Raw genomic sequence first — 16,582 nt, forward strand, 5'->3', positions numbered from 1 at the left:
ATTTTCTTGTTCCTGACAACTGCAACTGGCAGTTATTGCTCAACGAAATTGGCATTAACCCTAGGTTTTCATGGAGTTTTTCACAAGAGATCATATTTCCACAAAACTTACCCAAGAACGCTTGACGCCACCCCTCTGGGGCCTTATACACCCCTTCACAGCGCGGCGGTCAACACCGCAACATAGCGCACCGGATGGCGGGGTAGCTCAGTTGGTTAGAGCAGCGGAATCATAATCCGCGTGTCGGGGGTTCAAGTCCCTCCCTCGCTACCATCTCTCTTCAAACGAAGATCAAGACGAGAAGCTACAATTACCTCAAGATATGATGTGACAAACAGCTTCTTCACTTGTGCTCTCTCCATGTACACTTATCGACCTTGTTTTATCGCCATAACGTGTAATCAGCATGCTATTTTACCGGCCAAATTCAAACATTGATTAAAATATCACATCGATAAAGCCAGATAATATTGATATATTACATCTGAACCTCAGCAATAGATATTCAGATGAATCAAAAAAACAATCAATTGGGCCCTTACAGAATAATCAAGCAGATAGGGCAAGGCAGTAACGGGGTTGTTTTTGCTGGTGAAAATACAGCCACCGGCAAACATGTCGCCATCAAAATGGCCACTAAGCGCGACGCATCCAAGCTAAACCAACTCCGTCGCGAAATAAGGTCTCTCGCAAAGCTTAAGCATCCTGGAGTTATTCAGATTCTCGACCATGGCATCTCTGATGGCCTCCCATGGCATGCTACGGAAGTAATTGAAGCACCTACGCTTGCCAAAACGATTGACAAAATCTGGTCAGACCACCGATCAGCGACTTCCACCTCCACTACCCAGGAGTGGTTCGCAACAGAATACAGCCCCGAGACAACTATCTCCGGTTTTGATGAAATTAATCTAGACGAAAACATCACTTACCCTGACCACAACGTCCTACTGGACCATCACAATATTGCAGCTTCCGGCCAACTGGAAGATGCCCTTACGCTTGTCTACGGCATTTGTGAGGTTCTTGCCTATGTACATGGCTTGGGAATTATTCACCGCGATCTAAAGCCCAGCAACGTCTTCATCCTTAAAAGCAAGTTTCCCATACTGGCCGACTTTGGCCTTGTCACTGAGGTACGTGGCTCAGTCGGTCGAGAGGTCGTTGAAAGTGCCCAAGTCGTCAGCGGATCCCCTCATTTTATGGCACCGGAGCAAATTCGAAACGAAACTCTCGATGCTCGCTGCGACTTATACAGTCTTGGATGTATTTTATATGAGCTAGTGACCGGCTTGAAACCCTTCAACGGCTCGCGCGCTCAGGTGTTTCGCGGTCATCTCGAACGCCTTCCGATCAATCCATCTGATCTTGTTTATGGTGTTCCCAAAACACTAGATGCCATGATCATGTCGCTCCTATCAAAAACCGCAGACCAACGCATCGGCTACGCAGAAACTGTTTTGCAATCAATTGAAGTACTTGGCATAAAACGGCCAAAGTGGCCAGTAACGGTTCCTTCAGCAAAGCCGTATCTTTATCGCGCGTCCTTTATTGAAAACTTCAAGATACAGGCAAATATAGAAAGTCATCTGAGCAACGCCAAAGATGGAATAGGGCAGATCCATATTGTCTTCGGTGAAAGCGGACTGGGTAAAACACGTCTCGTCTCAGAGATTGCCAGTAAGGCTAAGAAGTCAGGAATGTCAGTTGTCAGTTGCGAGTGCGCTTCTCAAGTAAGAGACAGCACTCAAACTAAGCCAGTCAGCCAACCACTCCAACCTTTCTTACGATTGTTGGATCAGATCGCTGACACTTGCATCGAAGGGGGAAAGGAGAACTTTGAAATACTAATAGGGAAACATGCCGCAGTATTATCTCAATACTCGACCAGCATAAAATCTCTCCCTTGGGCGAAGCACCTTCCTACTTCGCCAAAGCTCGAACCAGAGCAAACGCTCATACGACTGTTCGAAGCCTTGCGTAGTGTCCTGACCGCTTATTCTCAAACTTGCCCTTTGCTGATGATCCTTGATGACCTGCAATGGGCCGACGAATTAACCCTGGCATTTCTAAAACACCTTGCTGAAGAAGGCATGGACGGCATCTCCGGACTTTTGCTTGGAACTATGAGATCCGAAGAGCGAACCAAAGAGATCAATGCTATTTTGCCTTTTGACGACGTCAGTGATGTCTCCTTGGAAAGAATGGGTACCCATGACATTGAAAAATTAGCTAGCGGCATGCTGGCGATAAACCGGCTTCCTGATGCATTCGCAGAATTCCTTTTAGAGCGTAGCAATGGCAACCCGTTCTTCATTGCTGAGTATCTTCGTACAGCAGTGGCAGAACAGGTGCTTCGGCGGGACCAATCTGGCAAGTGGGCCTTCGCGCACAAAGCACTATCCGATACAACCCGCTTTGAAAAACTCCCACTGCCGAGTTCATTGAGTGAGCTGATCACCCTCCGCATTGGCCAGCTTAGCCCAGACGCACGCCGTTCAGTTGACTGCGCCGCACTCATTGGCCGTCAGTTCGAAATAGACCTCATCGCCTCTGTTAAAAAGCTGAACGAAGAGACGATCGGCCATGTGATTGACGAGTTGGTTGAACGCCAAATCTTAGAAGCCGACGAAAAAGATGGCTTCCGCTTCCTTCACGATAAAATCCGGGAGGTGGCAGAAGCCCAACTTTCCGCTCACCGTCGCCGCGAACTGCATGAGAGAATAGCGACTGAACTGGACAAAGTAAGTGCGAGTGAAAAAGGATCCGATAATATCGACGCGCGCCTAGGCTATCATTGGGCCTGTGCAGGCGTTCCCGGTCGAGCAGCCCGACATTTGCAACTTGCAGCAGATCACGCTCATCGCCACCACGCAAATGATGAAGCTATCAAACTCTATCAAACCGCCCTGTCGGAAATCCAGAAGGCCCGCACCCTTGAACCAGAACGCAAAGAGGACTGGTCTAGGGAAACCATATCAGTTAACGAAGCTCTGGCAGGCCTGTATTCGCTCAAACGAAACCATGACCTCGCCCGTAGTGCATTGAAAAGCGCTCTGGACCAAAAGTCAACCAACCTGATCACGCAGGCCCGCCTGTACAGACTGAGGGCCAAAACCTATGAAGCAGAACATAGGCATGAAGAGGCGCTGACAGCTCTGGATGAAGCCGCGCGCGTCTTGATAACAGATAAGCGCACGCTGACTGCAACACGTGAGGAATACATAGAAATCAAGGTTGCTCGCTTGTGGACACATTATTGGGCCGCAAATTATCACAAAATGGACCAAGAATTTTCTGAGACACAAACTTTAATCGAGCACAGCGGCAACCCCGACCATCACTACAAACTGTACCTTTCGCTTATATACAGAAATTTGCGCCGCGATCGCTACAGAGTCAACGAAGCAACAGTTGAGTTAGGGCAACAGCTGTTGAGATCGGCCATTGAAACAGGAAGGCACATAGAGATTTCCGTCGCACAATTTGAACTTGGATTTCTTCTATTATTTGCCGGAAGGCTTGAAGAGGCGAAGTCAGCTCTACTGAAGGCTCTGGAGATGACCAAGCAAATCGGCGATACCAGCGGCCAAGTTCGCACGCTTTGCTACCATGTCATACTATTAAGAAGACTGGGAGACCTAACTGCAACCGAGATTGCAGCGCTGGAGCTACTGGAGGCAGCAAAAAAAGCTCAGATGATGGATTACGTTGGTGTCGCGCATGCATCATTGGGATGGGTGATGCTCAAGCAAGGAAACGTTGCTCCAGCAAAAACAGAAACCCAAAAAGCAATAAAGGTTTGGTCGGCCCTCCCCTTTGAATATGCAATGAAATGGACAGCCATACTAACTGATCTGAAGATCGCTTCTGAAGCAGGCGACCTAGAAGCGCTGAATAACTGCGCGCAAACTTTAAGACATGAAGTTCAGCTGAGACTCCCCGATCAGGTAGACTTTCCGTTGGAGGGCATAATCACGAGCTTCTCCACAAAGGATTATCGCAAAGTAATGAGCTGCGCAAATGAAGCATTGCTTCAAGCCGAAACCAGAGGATTCCTGTAATATAAATAGTTAGAATCACGTAATCATTTTGAGGGAAATAAAATGATACTTGTTGTTGGAGCAACCGGTGTGCTCGGCTCTAAAGTCTGTAAAGAACTACGAGCCAAAGGGCACCAGGTAAGAGCAATGGTGCGAAGTAGCAGCAGCCAAGAGGGCGTCGAAAAGCTTAAAAATCTTGGTGCTGAAGTTGTTCACGCAGACCTTAAAGACCCCACAACAATTCAAACTGCCTGCCAAGGCGTGAATGCAGTGGTCTCTACAGCGACATCTGTTTCAAGGCCCGTTGAAGGTGACAGCTTTGAGAGCGTTGACCTGAAAGGACAGTTGGATTTGGTCACGCTCGCGAAAGAGAGCGATGTAAAGCACTTTGTATACCTATCATTCCCCCAGTTTGGTCGAACATTCCCGCTCCAGACTGCAAAACGGGCGGTCGAAGATGCCCTGCGAAGTGGTGAGATGGGTTATACCATCTTGCAAGCGCCTCATTTTCAGGAGTCCTGGCTGGCAGCGCCAACCGGTATCAATCCTGAAACAAATGCAATACTTACTTTTGGCGGCGGTAAAGGTGCAATTTCCTGGATCTCGATAGATGATGTGTGTGCGGCCGTCAGAGCCACTTTGGAAACACCTGAGGCTCGGAACCGCACCTTGAAAATCGGTGGTGCCGAAGCGCTCAGTCAGGAAGAGATCATCTTACGCTGCGAACAGCTCGCTGGCAGACCATTGCAGCGCGAAGACATGCCAAAAACACAACTGGAAGCAATGTCCTCATCTGGCGACCCAATGATGCAAACATTTTCCGGTTTGATGAGTGTGTGTGTTGAGGACGGCTGTATCGTTGACAATGAAGAAGCTGAAAAAACATTGGGCTTCCGCCCACGACCACTCAATGACTATCTAGCTCAGCTGGTAGCCTCACTCCCAACGACTTGATGCGCTGTAGACAACGCAGTCTCATGTAAATAGTCCATGACAAGGGTCTGGAGAAACGCCTTTCGGCTCTTCAGGCCCAATCCAGCGATGTGACTATCTATATGAACAGGAACGGGAGTCTTCAATCGCTCGGTAAAGTGCCAGCTTAAGAGCTGTTCCTCAGTGGGGTTGTCGTCGTTTAGAAAAAAACCTTCCAGAACGTCAGATGGGACCAACGTCTTCTTGCTTCCAACCTTCTGGACAAGAGAGCCATATTTCCCGGCAGCGCGCAGCACATCTGGAAGTGCTTTGCGAATATCAGTATCCAAACCATCTCTGATGGTTTCGATACGTTGCTCACGCTTAATCAAAGAAATCAGGTCTTCAGAGCTGAGTTCCTGCTCATGCAGCCAGTCCTGAATTTCCGATCCCTCAACAAGATTACGCCTCACAAAGAAGGAGTGGAGCTTTAGCTGAAATTTCTCTGGCTGCTCCTGTAAGGCAACTCGATCCGCTTCCTTCAGCAAAAGAGCTCGTGCAATCGCACCATCGACAATCTGAGCATACAGCTTTGGATCAAGACGCAACTCATCCAGCAGATCATCAATATTCACTGGGTCTTCTGAAGGGGCGATCTGCCGGATTAACTTTTCCCATGTGTCCGTATGCGCAAAAGCAAAAGACACCTTCTTTGGCTCTAAAGCCCCCGCTTGCTGCGAAGCCATGGTTTTGAGCATCTCCAAGGCATCATCACGCTTAACATCCACCTGCTCAGCTAAAAGCCAGCCTCGAAATGCCTCGATTTCATCGCAATCTGCCCGGCCTTCTATAGAGGACAACAGACGTTTGTAAGTACGCTCAGGAAAGTGAGAGGATTTTGCGGTTGCCTCACAGAACTCTCGAAGCTCTTTGCAAATGACATGCTGGCTCTCCGCCCGATCCAGCGTTGCACGGATGTTGACCATAGCCTCAGACAGTTTTGGATACCCCAGCTCTGCCGGCCCATGAGCAATGGCAACCTCATCATCATCTTCAAGCCGGCCCTCATGATAGGCCTGAAACACCTTGCCGACGCCAGTCATCCCAAAGGTAGCCAACTCAGCAGCTCGCAATGCGCCCATACTCGCAGCCCCATAAACATGCACGCCTCGCGACATAGCCCATAGGATTTCCTTGTGCCACACAGAAGGAACTTGCTCGAAATACCCGTCGATTATTCCGATCATACGGGCACCATCTTCAACAGCACAATAAACATCACCTTGCGAAGCTGGCGGAAGATAAGTCGCATCCAAGACGGCCTGAGCATCAGATAGAGCAAGGCTTGGACCAAGAAAAACAAAAACAGACATAGCTTTATGCACCACCAGCTAAATCGAGACTATGCAACTTCAATCGCTTGCCGGGGACATAGCCCGGAGCATCATGCAAACCTTCAAGACCGGGAATGACAACACGCACGACCTCAATGCCGTCAACATACCCTCCTAGGTTCACCAGTGCGACCTGTTCAATTCCAACCGCCCGAAGTTGCGCAATTTGATGTGTAATGTCCTCTTCAAAGCTTTCCCCATCAAAGCTTGGCACGTCCTTGAACGAAAGGCCTTGAAGCTCAGCGCACTTACCTATTCTTCTCCTAATAGTCTCCACGCGATCGCGATTTCTGGAAACCTCAAAAAAGTCGCGGTGAGCATCATCCCTAGCTCCAGCAATAAATGTTAGTCGAGTTTGGGCAGCTTCCGTCAAAGCTCTCAAAAGGGCTATCTCACGCACTGAGTGGCATCCACTGCCATCGCTTGCATAATATTGTCCAAGATGGTTGGGAACGAAATCGGCGATCGTGCAAGCAAAAGTTGGTAGCCCGATATCGGTCGTAATCGACCAAACACCGACAGCCTGTCCTGCATCGCGCAGCATCTTAATCACCTCAAGACAATCCGGATCATCAACACTAGATAAATCCAGAGCACCCTTCGGATCCGCTGTCGCCCCTCGAGCAGACCAAAATGCGAGCGCATCGCGTTCCACCAGCTCACAAATCCCATGACTAACAGCTTCATACCAACAGTTACCACTGGCGAGTCCATTGGAACTCATCTGAAAGTGGCCGCTGCTGCCGGACAGTGGCAGCGTAAAGTTGGTGTGCACCATCTCATAGGGCACCCAAACCGAACAATCAGACACCAGATCACGCCCCTCACACCATAGAACCTGCCGGTTCGGATCTAATGACCGAGTGCTATTGTGCGGTAGGCGTCCAACATCAAGCACAGCCCCGTCCTGAGAGATCTCAGAAAAACTTGCCAGACGAAGTGGGAGCTTTACATGTTCTGCGTGATAGCCTTCAATCGCCTCCATTATGCCGGAAGCTTTGGCTGCCGCCAGGTCTAAGCCTTTGCCTTGAGATACGGCCAGCGACCTCGCATTAGGTCGGTAGACAGCAACCACAGGCAAGCCGATCTTATCAAGGCCGGTGATATTCGCGACACGGGTAATCCCAAAAGACTGCAAATAGGGCTCAATCCGCTCAATCGTCTGGACAGGTGAAACGAGCCGATGCGTGCCTCTACGGTATGTTTTCTCTACTAACGATGTTTCAGAGGCATGACTTCGTTGTAGCTCTTCACCACCCCGAAAACACGCCTCCGCCGCTTTATGCGGAGCCATATCTATTAGTAACCGCCTTTAATCACATCGATATTCAGGAGAAAGCATGTCCCTCCAACACTGCTCGGCGAAATTTTCTTTTCAGAACCTTTCTCCTCGTAGTTTGGAATTGAAGCAACTGCTGCACCAAACTTCACCAGCTCTTCCACTCTCATGTGCTCAGAAATCGGCTCAGGAGTTTTGTCTTTCCACTCAGCCTCAGAGATCCGATATACTTCATCTTTCCAGACAATCAGTACATCCTGATCATATTCAACTTTCTCACTGTTATCTGTAGACATAATTTCTTACCCTCAATTAAGAATCAAATATATTTACGTAGTTTTTATTATCACTCGTGCATACATTTACAATGATAGTTTAGTGTAATATATTTTAAAGCAATTTCCGCGCTCATCACACAACACTAACGAGCACTAATGCCCCATAATCCAATGTTAGGGGTTTTGGCTAACTCGAGAGTGTTAACGATCAAAGCAGAAAATGCGTGCTAACTGATAAATCCGAATACCGTGACGGCACAATAGTCTGATCGCTTCGGAAAATAAGAGATGGCCGGGGCTCCAAATGAACTGTGATGATTTGAAAATTGGAAAGACCGAGAATTCAGTAGATCAGGCAAGTGATTTGGGACAAGGATCAGATGAGACAGTTCAATTTGATCACCAACAACTCCCTATTGATCTAGCAAGTCATTCAAGTCAGAACGACAACTCCCAGCCTGGCATTATGTTTGTTAGTGGTAATGAAACTGGGCAAGTTCATCTTCTGACTACTCCAAGGGTTCAAATTGGTCGTTCGCCAGACCGCCAAATAATGGTTAGAGACGCGAGTGTTAGCCGTCAGCATCTGCTTTTGGAAACAACGCCAGAAGGCGTTCAAGCGATTGATCTGAAATCGCGTAATGGCGTGTTTGTAAATGGTAATAAGATCAAAAGATGCTGGATATCTCCCAATGATGTAATTCGCATCGGACCAAAGATAATATTGCGATACTCTCTTTTTTCCAATGTAGAGCTCGATGTACTGAGAAAAATGCATCGAGCATCAACTCTGGACCCACTTACGCTTACTTACAATAGGAAGTACTTCAGTGGTCATCTCAAGCAACTTCAAGAACTGCCTGCGAAAAAGCGAAATTTATCCCTCATCCTGATAGATATTGATCATTTTAAAAGAATTAATGATACGTTCGGTCATCAATTAGGTGATCAAGCCCTAAATCATATAGCAACAATCATTCGTACGACTGTAAGAGGGGATGATATTGTCTGCCGTTATGGCGGAGAAGAATTTACAATATTACTCAGTGACACATCTAATACTATGTCAACAGAAATTGCCGAAAGAATTCGCAATCGAATCGAGAGTAATCCATTACGCCGAGATGGCAATACAATTCGCTTAACTGTTTCAATTGGTGTCGCAATAGTTGAAGAAGCAAACGGCAATCTGGACAATTTATTCAAATTAGCTGATGCTCGCATGTACGCAGCAAAGAGACGCGGTCGAAATCAAGTGGTAAGCTTGCAAAGTTCAGTTGATAGCGTCCAGCATCCATTTTCTTACAACCCCGATACTTAAGAGCACAAGGCTTGGAGATTAGCCCCAAAGCTATACAACAAGGACACCATGTCAGACGCAATGCAAGCAACTTCAACAGTTTGCTTGCGTCACTTTCCTTCTATCAGCCGGCCTCAGGGGTCTCTGCCTAGTGAAATGACCAACTCGCCTCATTCACTCACCCACAACTGTAACCTCGCGCGCATCCGTTTCCATCCGCTTTGGTGCAACCAGCCCTATCACAGTCTCTTTCAACCTCCTGACATCTGCCAGGATCATCATGAATGTCGGGATCAAGAACAAGGTGATCAAGGTTGCGAATAGAATTCCAAAGCCCAAAGACACCGCTGCAGGAATGAGGAATTGGGCCTGTTCAGCGGTTTCAAAGATCATTGGTGCCAGCCCGGCAAACGTGGTCGTCGAGGTTAGGATCACGGCACGCATGCGCTGAGTTCCTGCCGCAACAAGAGCCTGACGCATTGGCATACCGACAGCCCTGTTGTCATTAAAGGCAGAAACCAGAAGCAGACTGTCGTTCACCACAATACCGCTGAGAGCAAGTATCCCGTTGATGCTGAGGATGGAAACAGGGATACCAACAATCCAGTGCCCGATAATCGCTCCCGTAATACCAAACGGAATAGCGATCATAACCACAATCGGCTGGGTATAAGACTTGAGCGGCACCGCAAGCAGAACATAGATCGCGATGATCGTAATTCCAAAGGCCGTCATCAACCCACCAATTGCTTCGCGTTGCTGTTCAACCTCTCCCCCAAAATCAACGGCAACACCGGGATACATTGCCTGTAGTTCTGGCAAGATTTCCTGATTGAAGTAGGTGACCAACGCATCAGCAGCTATCTCGTCTTTATTGATCTGCGCATCAAGTGTCGCAACCCGCTTGCGTGAACTGCGATAGATCTCATCTACAGTCAGATCAGAATGCAAGTTTGCAACGGAGGACAGCAAGATAGGATCACCAGCCGGAGTACGAACATAGAGCGTTTGCAAGGCTGCAGCAGAGCTTCGCTGCGCCTCTGGGTAACGCACCCTCACCTTAACTTCTTGCTGGTTCCGCTGGAACTCCTGTATCTCTGCGCCGCCGATAGCCTGAAACACCTGCTCAGAAATGGCAGAGGTCGTCATGCCAACGGAGCGTCCGTAATCAGTGAGTTCAATGTTCAATCGCCCACGCACAGCCCTGAAGTCATTGGTAACTGACAAAACGCCGTTCTGGGTTGAGAGCCTATCCTCAACGTACTGGCTAGCCGCAATCAACTGATCAACATCATCCAGCAGTAGCTCTACTCTGAAATCAGCAAAATCAAAGTCATCAGCCGCAAACTTAATCGTTTGCGCCCCTTCAACTGGTCCAACCAGCTTGCGCCAGCGCTCTGCAATCTCATTTGCGGTAATGTCACGCTCGCTTGGCGGTGTAGTAATTGCCAGCACAGTCACGTTTCCATCGTCACTGGCCTGCATCTCAATGCCAGTGATCGGAGAAACACCAGACGTTACTTCAGCATCCAGCTGCGCTTTCAATTCATGAGCCGCCGCTTCAATCCGGTTCGCTTCAGCAAACAGTCGCCCATAACCAAGGTCAGGCTCGCCTTTATAGGTCGCAGTCACGATTTGACGTGGGATCTCTGGGAAGAACACAACACGCACAATCCCGGAGGGCACCATATAGACCACCGCCACAAAGAGCACCACAAAGCACAAGGCAGACAGATAACGCATTCTGAGGCTGAGCTTCACCAAGGGGCGATAAACACTTTGCTTAAACCGCTCCAAGCCGCCGCTGACAGCGTTCTGAATAACCTTCCAACCACGAGAAAGCGGATTAGCAGGCTTTGCATTATGCTTCAGATGAGCCAGATGCGCAGGCAGAATGAACTTGGATTCAATGATCGAAAACACAAGGCAGAAAACCACCACCCAAGAGAACACCGAGAACACTTCCGCCAGCCGTCCAGTCACCAGCGTGATTGGGTAGAAAGCAGCAATTGTTGTCAGCACGCCAAAGATTGCAGGTGTCGCGACCAGTTTGACGCCCTTGATGACGTTATCAATCCCATCGCCTTCTTTCTCAGTCACACTATGCGCGCTCTCAGCAACCACAATCGCATCATCAACCACGATACCAAGCGCAATGATGAACCCGAATGTAGTCATCTCGTTGAGCGTCATTCCCCAAAAGGAATCTCCCATCAAGGTAAGTGCGCCTGCAAAAGCGATTGGCAGCCCCATTGCAACCCAGAAAGCCGTACGTAAGTTGAGAAAAAGCGCAAGAGTGACGAGTACAAGCCCCATTCCCATGAGACCGTTTTTCATCATCAGAGAAAGACGGTCTGAGATGTTCTCGCTCTCGTCCTCCCAAAAATCAAACTTGATGTTCGTGGGCAAGCTGTCTTCAGCTTCAACCTCATTGATAATTTCACGTGCTCGCACTGCTGCAGGAATAAGATTGGCTTTCCCGATCAGCTGCACGCTCAGCTTTCTGGCAGGTAGTCCTTGATAGCGGTAGATTGAGCGATCATCCGTGTAAGCATCCGTAATCTTTGCAACATCCTGCAACCTAACAACAGTGCCATCAGAAAGAGTCACAACAGGAATGCTTTCGAAGTCTTGCAGAAAGTAACCCTGCCTGTCTGCTTTAATCAGGATCCGCCCGTTTTCACTCTTCAAACTGCCTTGCTGAGAAATAAGCGAGAAGTTACCGACCTGTCGAACCAGTTCATCAAAGCTGAGCTTATATCGCTGCAAAGCTTCTTCCTGCACTTCAATCGAGATCTCCTGCATCCGCTCACCACTGATAGTGACAGTTGGGATCAACGCGTCCTCAAGTAAGCGGTCTTTGATACGCCGCGCAACAGTATCCAGAACGTCTGGATCCGCCTCTCCATAGAGCTCAATTTGAATAGCATCTTCAATCTCCTCCGCGCGCACCACAACTGGCTTCTCAGCAGTTGAAGGAAGAGAAACAGCATCCACCTTGGTTTTGATGTCGGAAAGAAGCTTATCCAGATCAGTGCCGGAGGATTTTTCGATTACGATCGAAGAGTTGCTCGCCGTGGAGGTGCTCGTGACTTTCTTGATACCTTCGGTCCCTGTCAGCGCACGCTCAATCTTCTCCGTCACACCACGTTCAGTTTCTTGCGCAGCACCTGACTTGTATTCAACGCTGATAGTGACCTGATTGGCTTCAAATCCCGGAAAACCCTCAGTGCGAATGTTCATTGCGGTGTAAATACCAGCAACAAAAATACAGATCATAAGCAGGTTTGCCGCAACCGGGTTGTGCGCAAACCAAGCGATCCACCCTTTGTGGTTACTCTGTTGCATGGCTTACTCCGCAGCCTGAGTGGTGACAATCTGCTGTGGCAGATAACGACTGATTGGGTTCACCACGATCTCCCATGACCCTTGAGAAGGAAACGCCGTTACATCTAGAGCCACCTCATCGCCGCGCGTGAACAAAGGCGCCACAAGATGCCGCTCAAGCTGGCTATTATCAGAGACTGTCCAGACATATCCTTGAGAGGTAATGGCGGACGCCGGAACCATGACTATCTCCGGAATTTCTCGCCCTGTGAGCATCACACGCACAAATGTACCCGGACGCATGACAGTGCCCAGCGCATTGCGAGGTTCAATCTGCAACCGCAAGGATTGCTGACGTGTTTGGGCATTCGCAGTTGCCCCAACTGAAGTGATCTTGGCGGGCCACTGCACGCCAGACTCGTTCAACACGCGTGCCGATATCTCATTGACGCTGAGAGAACTGCCCTTCTCAGTCATCAGCAATTGCCATTGGGCAGGTGTCAGGGCCACCTCAACATCCAGTGTGTCGGTCGAGTAAATCTCGGCGATCTGCGTGCCTGCGGCGACGTAGCTGGAAGGTGCAATGCTGCGCAAAATCACAACCGCATCAAAAGGCGCAACTATACGAGTGTTTTCAAGATTCCGCTGCGCTTCCACCAGATTGGCCGCGGCTGCTTTGAGCTTAAGCTGCTCCAGTTTCAAAAACGGTTTTCTCAAAACCAGCGGGGTTACTTCACGACCTTTGATATTCGCACGTTCCCAATCCAGCTCAGCTTGTTTCCCGCGCTGTTCCTCTTGCAAAAAAGACAGCTCAGAACTCGCGACACTTTCCTGTGCAGTGGCCAGCGCTGCCCGATAGCTGCTATCTTCAATCTCAGCCAGAACATCACCTTTTTTGAGCATCAGTCCAGGCTCGAGCTGCGATGATAAGCGCACAACACGACCAGTCACCTCACTCGTCAACTGCTGCTGATAGTGTGCACTCACAGCACCAAAGACAGTAAACTCAACAGCCTCCGGCCCGGCCTCTCGCGTAACCACTGAAACCAAAGGCCGAGGCAAAGGAGGTACAGTGGCTTCCTGTGCCATAGCAGGCTGTGAAGCTGTCAATCCTGCCAGAAGGGTCAGTATCGAAAGGCAAACGGCCTGAGGTGCTTTCGAAGGATATGCTCCGAAAGCCATAAATGGTCGAAGGGTACTACGCATATTGGGAACTGCTTGTTGGTTTGAGAAGGAATAAAAGTGCCCGCCTAAAGGCCGATGCCAAAAGCAACAGCCAGATCAACACGATTTTGCATTCTGCTGCTGCGTATGTTGACCACCGCTTGCCGAGCAGCAAACGCATCACGTTCCGCTGACAACAGCGTCACAATATCGGTCAGGCCATCACGATACCTGCGTTCATATTGTTCATAATTGCTTTGAGAATGGCTCAGGGCCCGGGTGAGAAACGTTTCGCGGCTGCGCAACGTTTGCTCATTCTGGAGGCCGTTTTCGACCTCCAGAACAGCCGTGAGCAATGTCTGACGATAAGACAGCCAGAGGCGGGCAGCATCCAGATCAGCTTGTTTGGCGGTTAACCGGCGATTTCCGCCATCGAGTATCGGAGCTGACATTGATCCAAGGAGACGCCATGCCGGGCCACCATTCAACAAATCTGCAAGGCTTGCGGATTGATCACTTGCAGAAAAGTTGACAGAAAAAGACGGAAGCAGATCCTTGTAAGCTGCCTTATGTTGCAGGTCCGCAGCAGCGGCCCGCTCATAAGCAGCTAACAGGTCTGGTCGCCGCCCAAGTGTGGTGGCTGGCATGGCGCCTTTAGGCAGCTTGACGTTGGGGAGCAAGCTACCAGTTCGAAAATGAGTGTTCGGCATCTGGCTGGCCGCAACCTGCATCTGCCGTTTAAGCTGATCAATCTGCAATTTACGATCTGCCAGATCGGATTGCGCATTGGCAGTGGCAGAACGCGCCGCCTCCAAGTCACTCAGCTCTCCGATACCGCGTGTAAATTGATCAGAGATGATCTCCTCGGTGTTTCCCAGGCTGGAAATGCGGGAACGATCCAGATCTGCCAGTTTCTCCAGTGCAGTGAGCTGCACCCAGTTCCGCATCGCTTGCGCTGCAAGAGAAGCCCGTGCTGCTTGCAAATCATGCTCGCTGGCGGTTTGGATCCGGCCAGATGCGCGCGCACGATCAGAAAGCTTGCCCCAAAGATCAGCTTCCCAATTGACGGTGAGGTCTCCGCCAACAGAGCTGGCATAAGACGTCCCTTGGGCAGATTTTGAGCGTTGTCGATCTGCACTGCTGTTGAATGTAAGTGTTGGCCAGAGTGAGTCAGATGTCTTTTCCCGCTCCAGCTCTGCTTTTTGCAAATCAAGCACTGACTGACGAAGAGAGATGTTGTTTGCCAACACCGCATCCACATGTGTGTTCAGCTTCTTATCACTACTCAACGCAAGCAGTGACGAAAGGTTTTGCGCTTGAGGCGACACACCTTGCTTCCACTCAGCGGGTGTCTGTTTCACGGCCATTTCTTCCGTAAACGTTGTTCGCTGAGGGCTCAGCCCGGTTGTGCAACTTGCCAGCAAAATACCCGATGCTGCAAAAATGAGCATGTGCGATAAAGACCGCATGTCCTATCCCCTATAAATTCTCAGGGGAGAAATAACTCAGTGAGGATTATCGCAGGGTAACGACGTAACTTACTATGAAATAACAACAATTAAGAATATGCATATCGCAGATGCATTCACTAGAAAGTTAAACGAGTCGTAACGTGATCGCCAACTTGCTCTATCTGAAAAGTCCAGTTCAAACGGCGTGCAATCCGGCGAATGAGCGAAAGACCGACACCATAACTCTCCTCAAAGACAATCTTGCTCTCCTGTTCGGAAAGGTCCGCAGCCTGGTTGCAAATGACGATATCTTTAGGACTGATCGAAATATCAATTTGACCATGCTGCGTGTGCTGGAATGCATTCCGAATAATGTTGGCAGCAATAATACTCAGCGGTACTCTGGGTGCATCAATCGTAAGAGCTGGAAGGTTCACGTTCAGCACAACGCCCTTTCCGCAAAGCAAATATTTATGGTCTTCAATCACTTCATCCAGAAGTGTCGATAGATCCACTTTCTCAAGGTCCGGGTTAGGTTCCTGCTCACGTCCCAACCATAACAACGTCGCTACAATGGTCTCCATTGAATGACTGGCACGTTTGATCCGTGCGGTTACTTTGCGTTGTTTGTCATCTGTCGCAATCTTTTCCATGACACTGGTGCTACCAGAAATGATCGTAATCGGTGTCCGCAACTCATGGCTCGCATGACGCAAAAACGAATGCTCTCTTTCCACAAAACGCCCCAGTCGCCGTGCAGCATTGCTCAGGTGGTCACCAATTTTATTCAGTTCGTCATAATGAAAATCTGGTCGCCGCTCGACGGCACTCGTCTCATTCAACGTGTCAGCCCACTCTTGTAAGGCAGCGATACGGCGATTGATACGTTGGTTGAGGAATTGCGACAGCAAAAACACCAGTACAAGGATTGTAGCACCACCAACAAACATCACACGTTCAAGAAAATCAAAATCCAGAATTCCCCCAGTGTCCAGATCCTCATTGAACTTCAACATGCGAACGACATAGAGCGTACGACCATCACTAAGACGCTCAGCTAAGAAAAAGATGACAAATTCTGGAGCTCTTCCGCTTTCACCAACTGGTTCGATATCAGCATGGCCAAGCTCAATTTCATCTTTTGGAAAAGCCTTCTTTACCATCTCTGGTAGATCTTCATATTTGAATGTCGAGAAGATCCTTGCATCTTCAGGAGGCAAGTCTGCAGGCTGCTTCTCCAGCGCTTTTTCATAGGCAAGTATAAAGCTCTTTAGCTCAACCTTGTTTGATAACTTCAACCCAGCAACCAGGTAAGAAAACAGACCGATCGTATAGACGATTACAAGCAAGCCAACGAAAGCGAGTAACCAGTAGCGCAGCTCCCGCTTCAGTGTCTTTGTCTTCTTTCTTTTTCGCCTAAACAGAAACATCTGG

The 16,582-nt window shown here is 49.1% G+C and carries 10 protein-coding genes and 1 tRNA gene; 4 read left to right on the forward strand and 7 right to left on the reverse strand.

All coding sequences use genetic code 11. From position 1 onward, the window contains the following. Positions 1 to 196: 196 nt before the first annotated feature. From PsAD46_RS24740 to PsAD46_RS24750, 3 genes are all read left to right on the forward strand, one after another. Positions 197 to 273 (forward strand) — tRNA-Met (locus tag PsAD46_RS24740). Positions 274 to 509: 236 nt separating this feature from the next. Then, a complete protein-coding gene (locus PsAD46_RS24745; protein ID WP_063308076.1) occupies positions 510 to 4,064 on the forward strand; it encodes a serine/threonine-protein kinase in 3,555 nt (1,184 codons plus the stop codon). A 42-nt stretch (positions 4,065 to 4,106) separates the two neighbouring features. Beyond that, positions 4,107 to 4,997: an SDR family oxidoreductase gene (locus PsAD46_RS24750; RefSeq protein ID WP_063308077.1), complete on the forward strand. Its 891-nt coding sequence runs from the start codon at positions 4,107 to 4,109 to the stop codon at positions 4,995 to 4,997. Here PsAD46_RS24750 and PsAD46_RS24755 read toward each other — a convergent pair. The 3 genes from PsAD46_RS24755 to PsAD46_RS24765 are packed head-to-tail and all read right to left on the reverse strand — an operon-like array spanning position 4,967 to position 7,924. Beyond that, positions 4,967 to 6,328 carry a TfuA-like protein gene (locus PsAD46_RS24755; RefSeq protein WP_153040813.1) on the reverse strand — a complete coding sequence of 454 codons (1,362 nt, stop codon included), beginning with the start codon at positions 6,326 to 6,328 and terminating at the stop codon, positions 4,967 to 4,969. The two genes, PsAD46_RS24750 and PsAD46_RS24755, sit on opposite strands and share 31 nt — an antisense overlap. Before the next feature lie 4 nt (positions 6,329 to 6,332). Then, positions 6,333 to 7,643 (reverse strand): YcaO-like family protein, encoded by a 1,311-nt coding sequence (locus PsAD46_RS24760; protein ID WP_063308079.1) that lies wholly within the window; start codon positions 7,641 to 7,643, stop codon positions 6,333 to 6,335. 5 nt (positions 7,644 to 7,648) lie between these two features. After that, a complete protein-coding gene (locus PsAD46_RS24765) occupies positions 7,649 to 7,924 on the reverse strand; it encodes a hypothetical protein (protein WP_063308080.1) in 276 nt (91 codons plus the stop codon). A 286-nt stretch (positions 7,925 to 8,210) separates the two neighbouring features. On the opposite strand from PsAD46_RS24765, the gene PsAD46_RS24770 reads away from it, so the two are divergent. Then, on the forward strand, positions 8,211 to 9,227 hold the full coding sequence (locus PsAD46_RS24770; RefSeq protein WP_063308081.1) for a GGDEF domain-containing protein: 1,017 nt from the start codon (positions 8,211 to 8,213) through the stop codon (positions 9,225 to 9,227). Between the two features lie 153 nt (positions 9,228 to 9,380). Here the strand turns inward: PsAD46_RS24770 and PsAD46_RS24775 are convergent, their stop codons facing one another. From PsAD46_RS24775 to PsAD46_RS24790, 4 genes are all read right to left on the reverse strand, one after another. Then, positions 9,381 to 12,554 carry an efflux RND transporter permease subunit gene (locus PsAD46_RS24775; protein ID WP_063294018.1) on the reverse strand — a complete coding sequence of 1,058 codons (3,174 nt, stop codon included), beginning with the start codon at positions 12,552 to 12,554 and terminating at the stop codon, positions 9,381 to 9,383. A 3-nt stretch (positions 12,555 to 12,557) separates the two neighbouring features. After that, positions 12,558 to 13,739 carry an efflux RND transporter periplasmic adaptor subunit gene (locus PsAD46_RS24780; RefSeq protein WP_063308082.1) on the reverse strand — a complete coding sequence of 394 codons (1,182 nt, stop codon included), beginning with the start codon at positions 13,737 to 13,739 and terminating at the stop codon, positions 12,558 to 12,560. Positions 13,740 to 13,783: 44 nt separating this feature from the next. Beyond that, on the reverse strand, positions 13,784 to 15,166 hold the full coding sequence (locus tag PsAD46_RS24785; protein ID WP_063294020.1) for a TolC family protein: 1,383 nt from the start codon (positions 15,164 to 15,166) through the stop codon (positions 13,784 to 13,786). 119 nt (positions 15,167 to 15,285) lie between these two features. After that, a complete protein-coding gene (locus tag PsAD46_RS24790) occupies positions 15,286 to 16,578 on the reverse strand; it encodes a HAMP domain-containing sensor histidine kinase (RefSeq protein WP_063294021.1) in 1,293 nt (430 codons plus the stop codon). Between the last annotated feature and the right edge of the window lie 4 nt (positions 16,579 to 16,582).

The sequence above is a fragment of the Pseudovibrio sp. Ad46 genome, from assembly GCF_001623065.1.
In the GTDB taxonomy this organism is placed as follows: domain Bacteria; phylum Pseudomonadota; class Alphaproteobacteria; order Rhizobiales; family Stappiaceae; genus Pseudovibrio.

Bases quoted from the DNA above. Each gene is read 5' to 3' on its own strand.
- PsAD46_RS24745 (WP_063308076.1), top strand. From the start codon at position 510: ATGAATCAAAAAAACAATCAATTGGGCCCTTACAGAATAATCAAGCAG.
- PsAD46_RS24750 (WP_063308077.1), top strand. From the start codon at position 4,107: ATGATACTTGTTGTTGGAGCAACCGGTGTGCTCGGCTCTAAAGTCTGT.
- PsAD46_RS24755 (WP_153040813.1), bottom strand. From the start codon at position 6,328: ATGTCTGTTTTTGTTTTTCTTGGTCCAAGCCTTGCTCTATCTGATGCT.
- PsAD46_RS24760 (WP_063308079.1), bottom strand. From the start codon at position 7,643: ATGGCTCCGCATAAAGCGGCGGAGGCGTGTTTTCGGGGTGGTGAAGAG.
- PsAD46_RS24765 (WP_063308080.1), bottom strand. From the start codon at position 7,924: ATGTCTACAGATAACAGTGAGAAAGTTGAATATGATCAGGATGTACTG.
- PsAD46_RS24770 (WP_063308081.1), top strand. From the start codon at position 8,211: ATGAACTGTGATGATTTGAAAATTGGAAAGACCGAGAATTCAGTAGAT.
- PsAD46_RS24775 (WP_063294018.1), bottom strand. From the start codon at position 12,554: ATGCAACAGAGTAACCACAAAGGGTGGATCGCTTGGTTTGCGCACAAC.
- PsAD46_RS24780 (WP_063308082.1), bottom strand. From the start codon at position 13,739: ATGCGTAGTACCCTTCGACCATTTATGGCTTTCGGAGCATATCCTTCG.
- PsAD46_RS24785 (WP_063294020.1), bottom strand. From the start codon at position 15,166: ATGCGGTCTTTATCGCACATGCTCATTTTTGCAGCATCGGGTATTTTG.
- PsAD46_RS24790 (WP_063294021.1), bottom strand. From the start codon at position 16,578: ATGTTTCTGTTTAGGCGAAAAAGAAAGAAGACAAAGACACTGAAGCGG.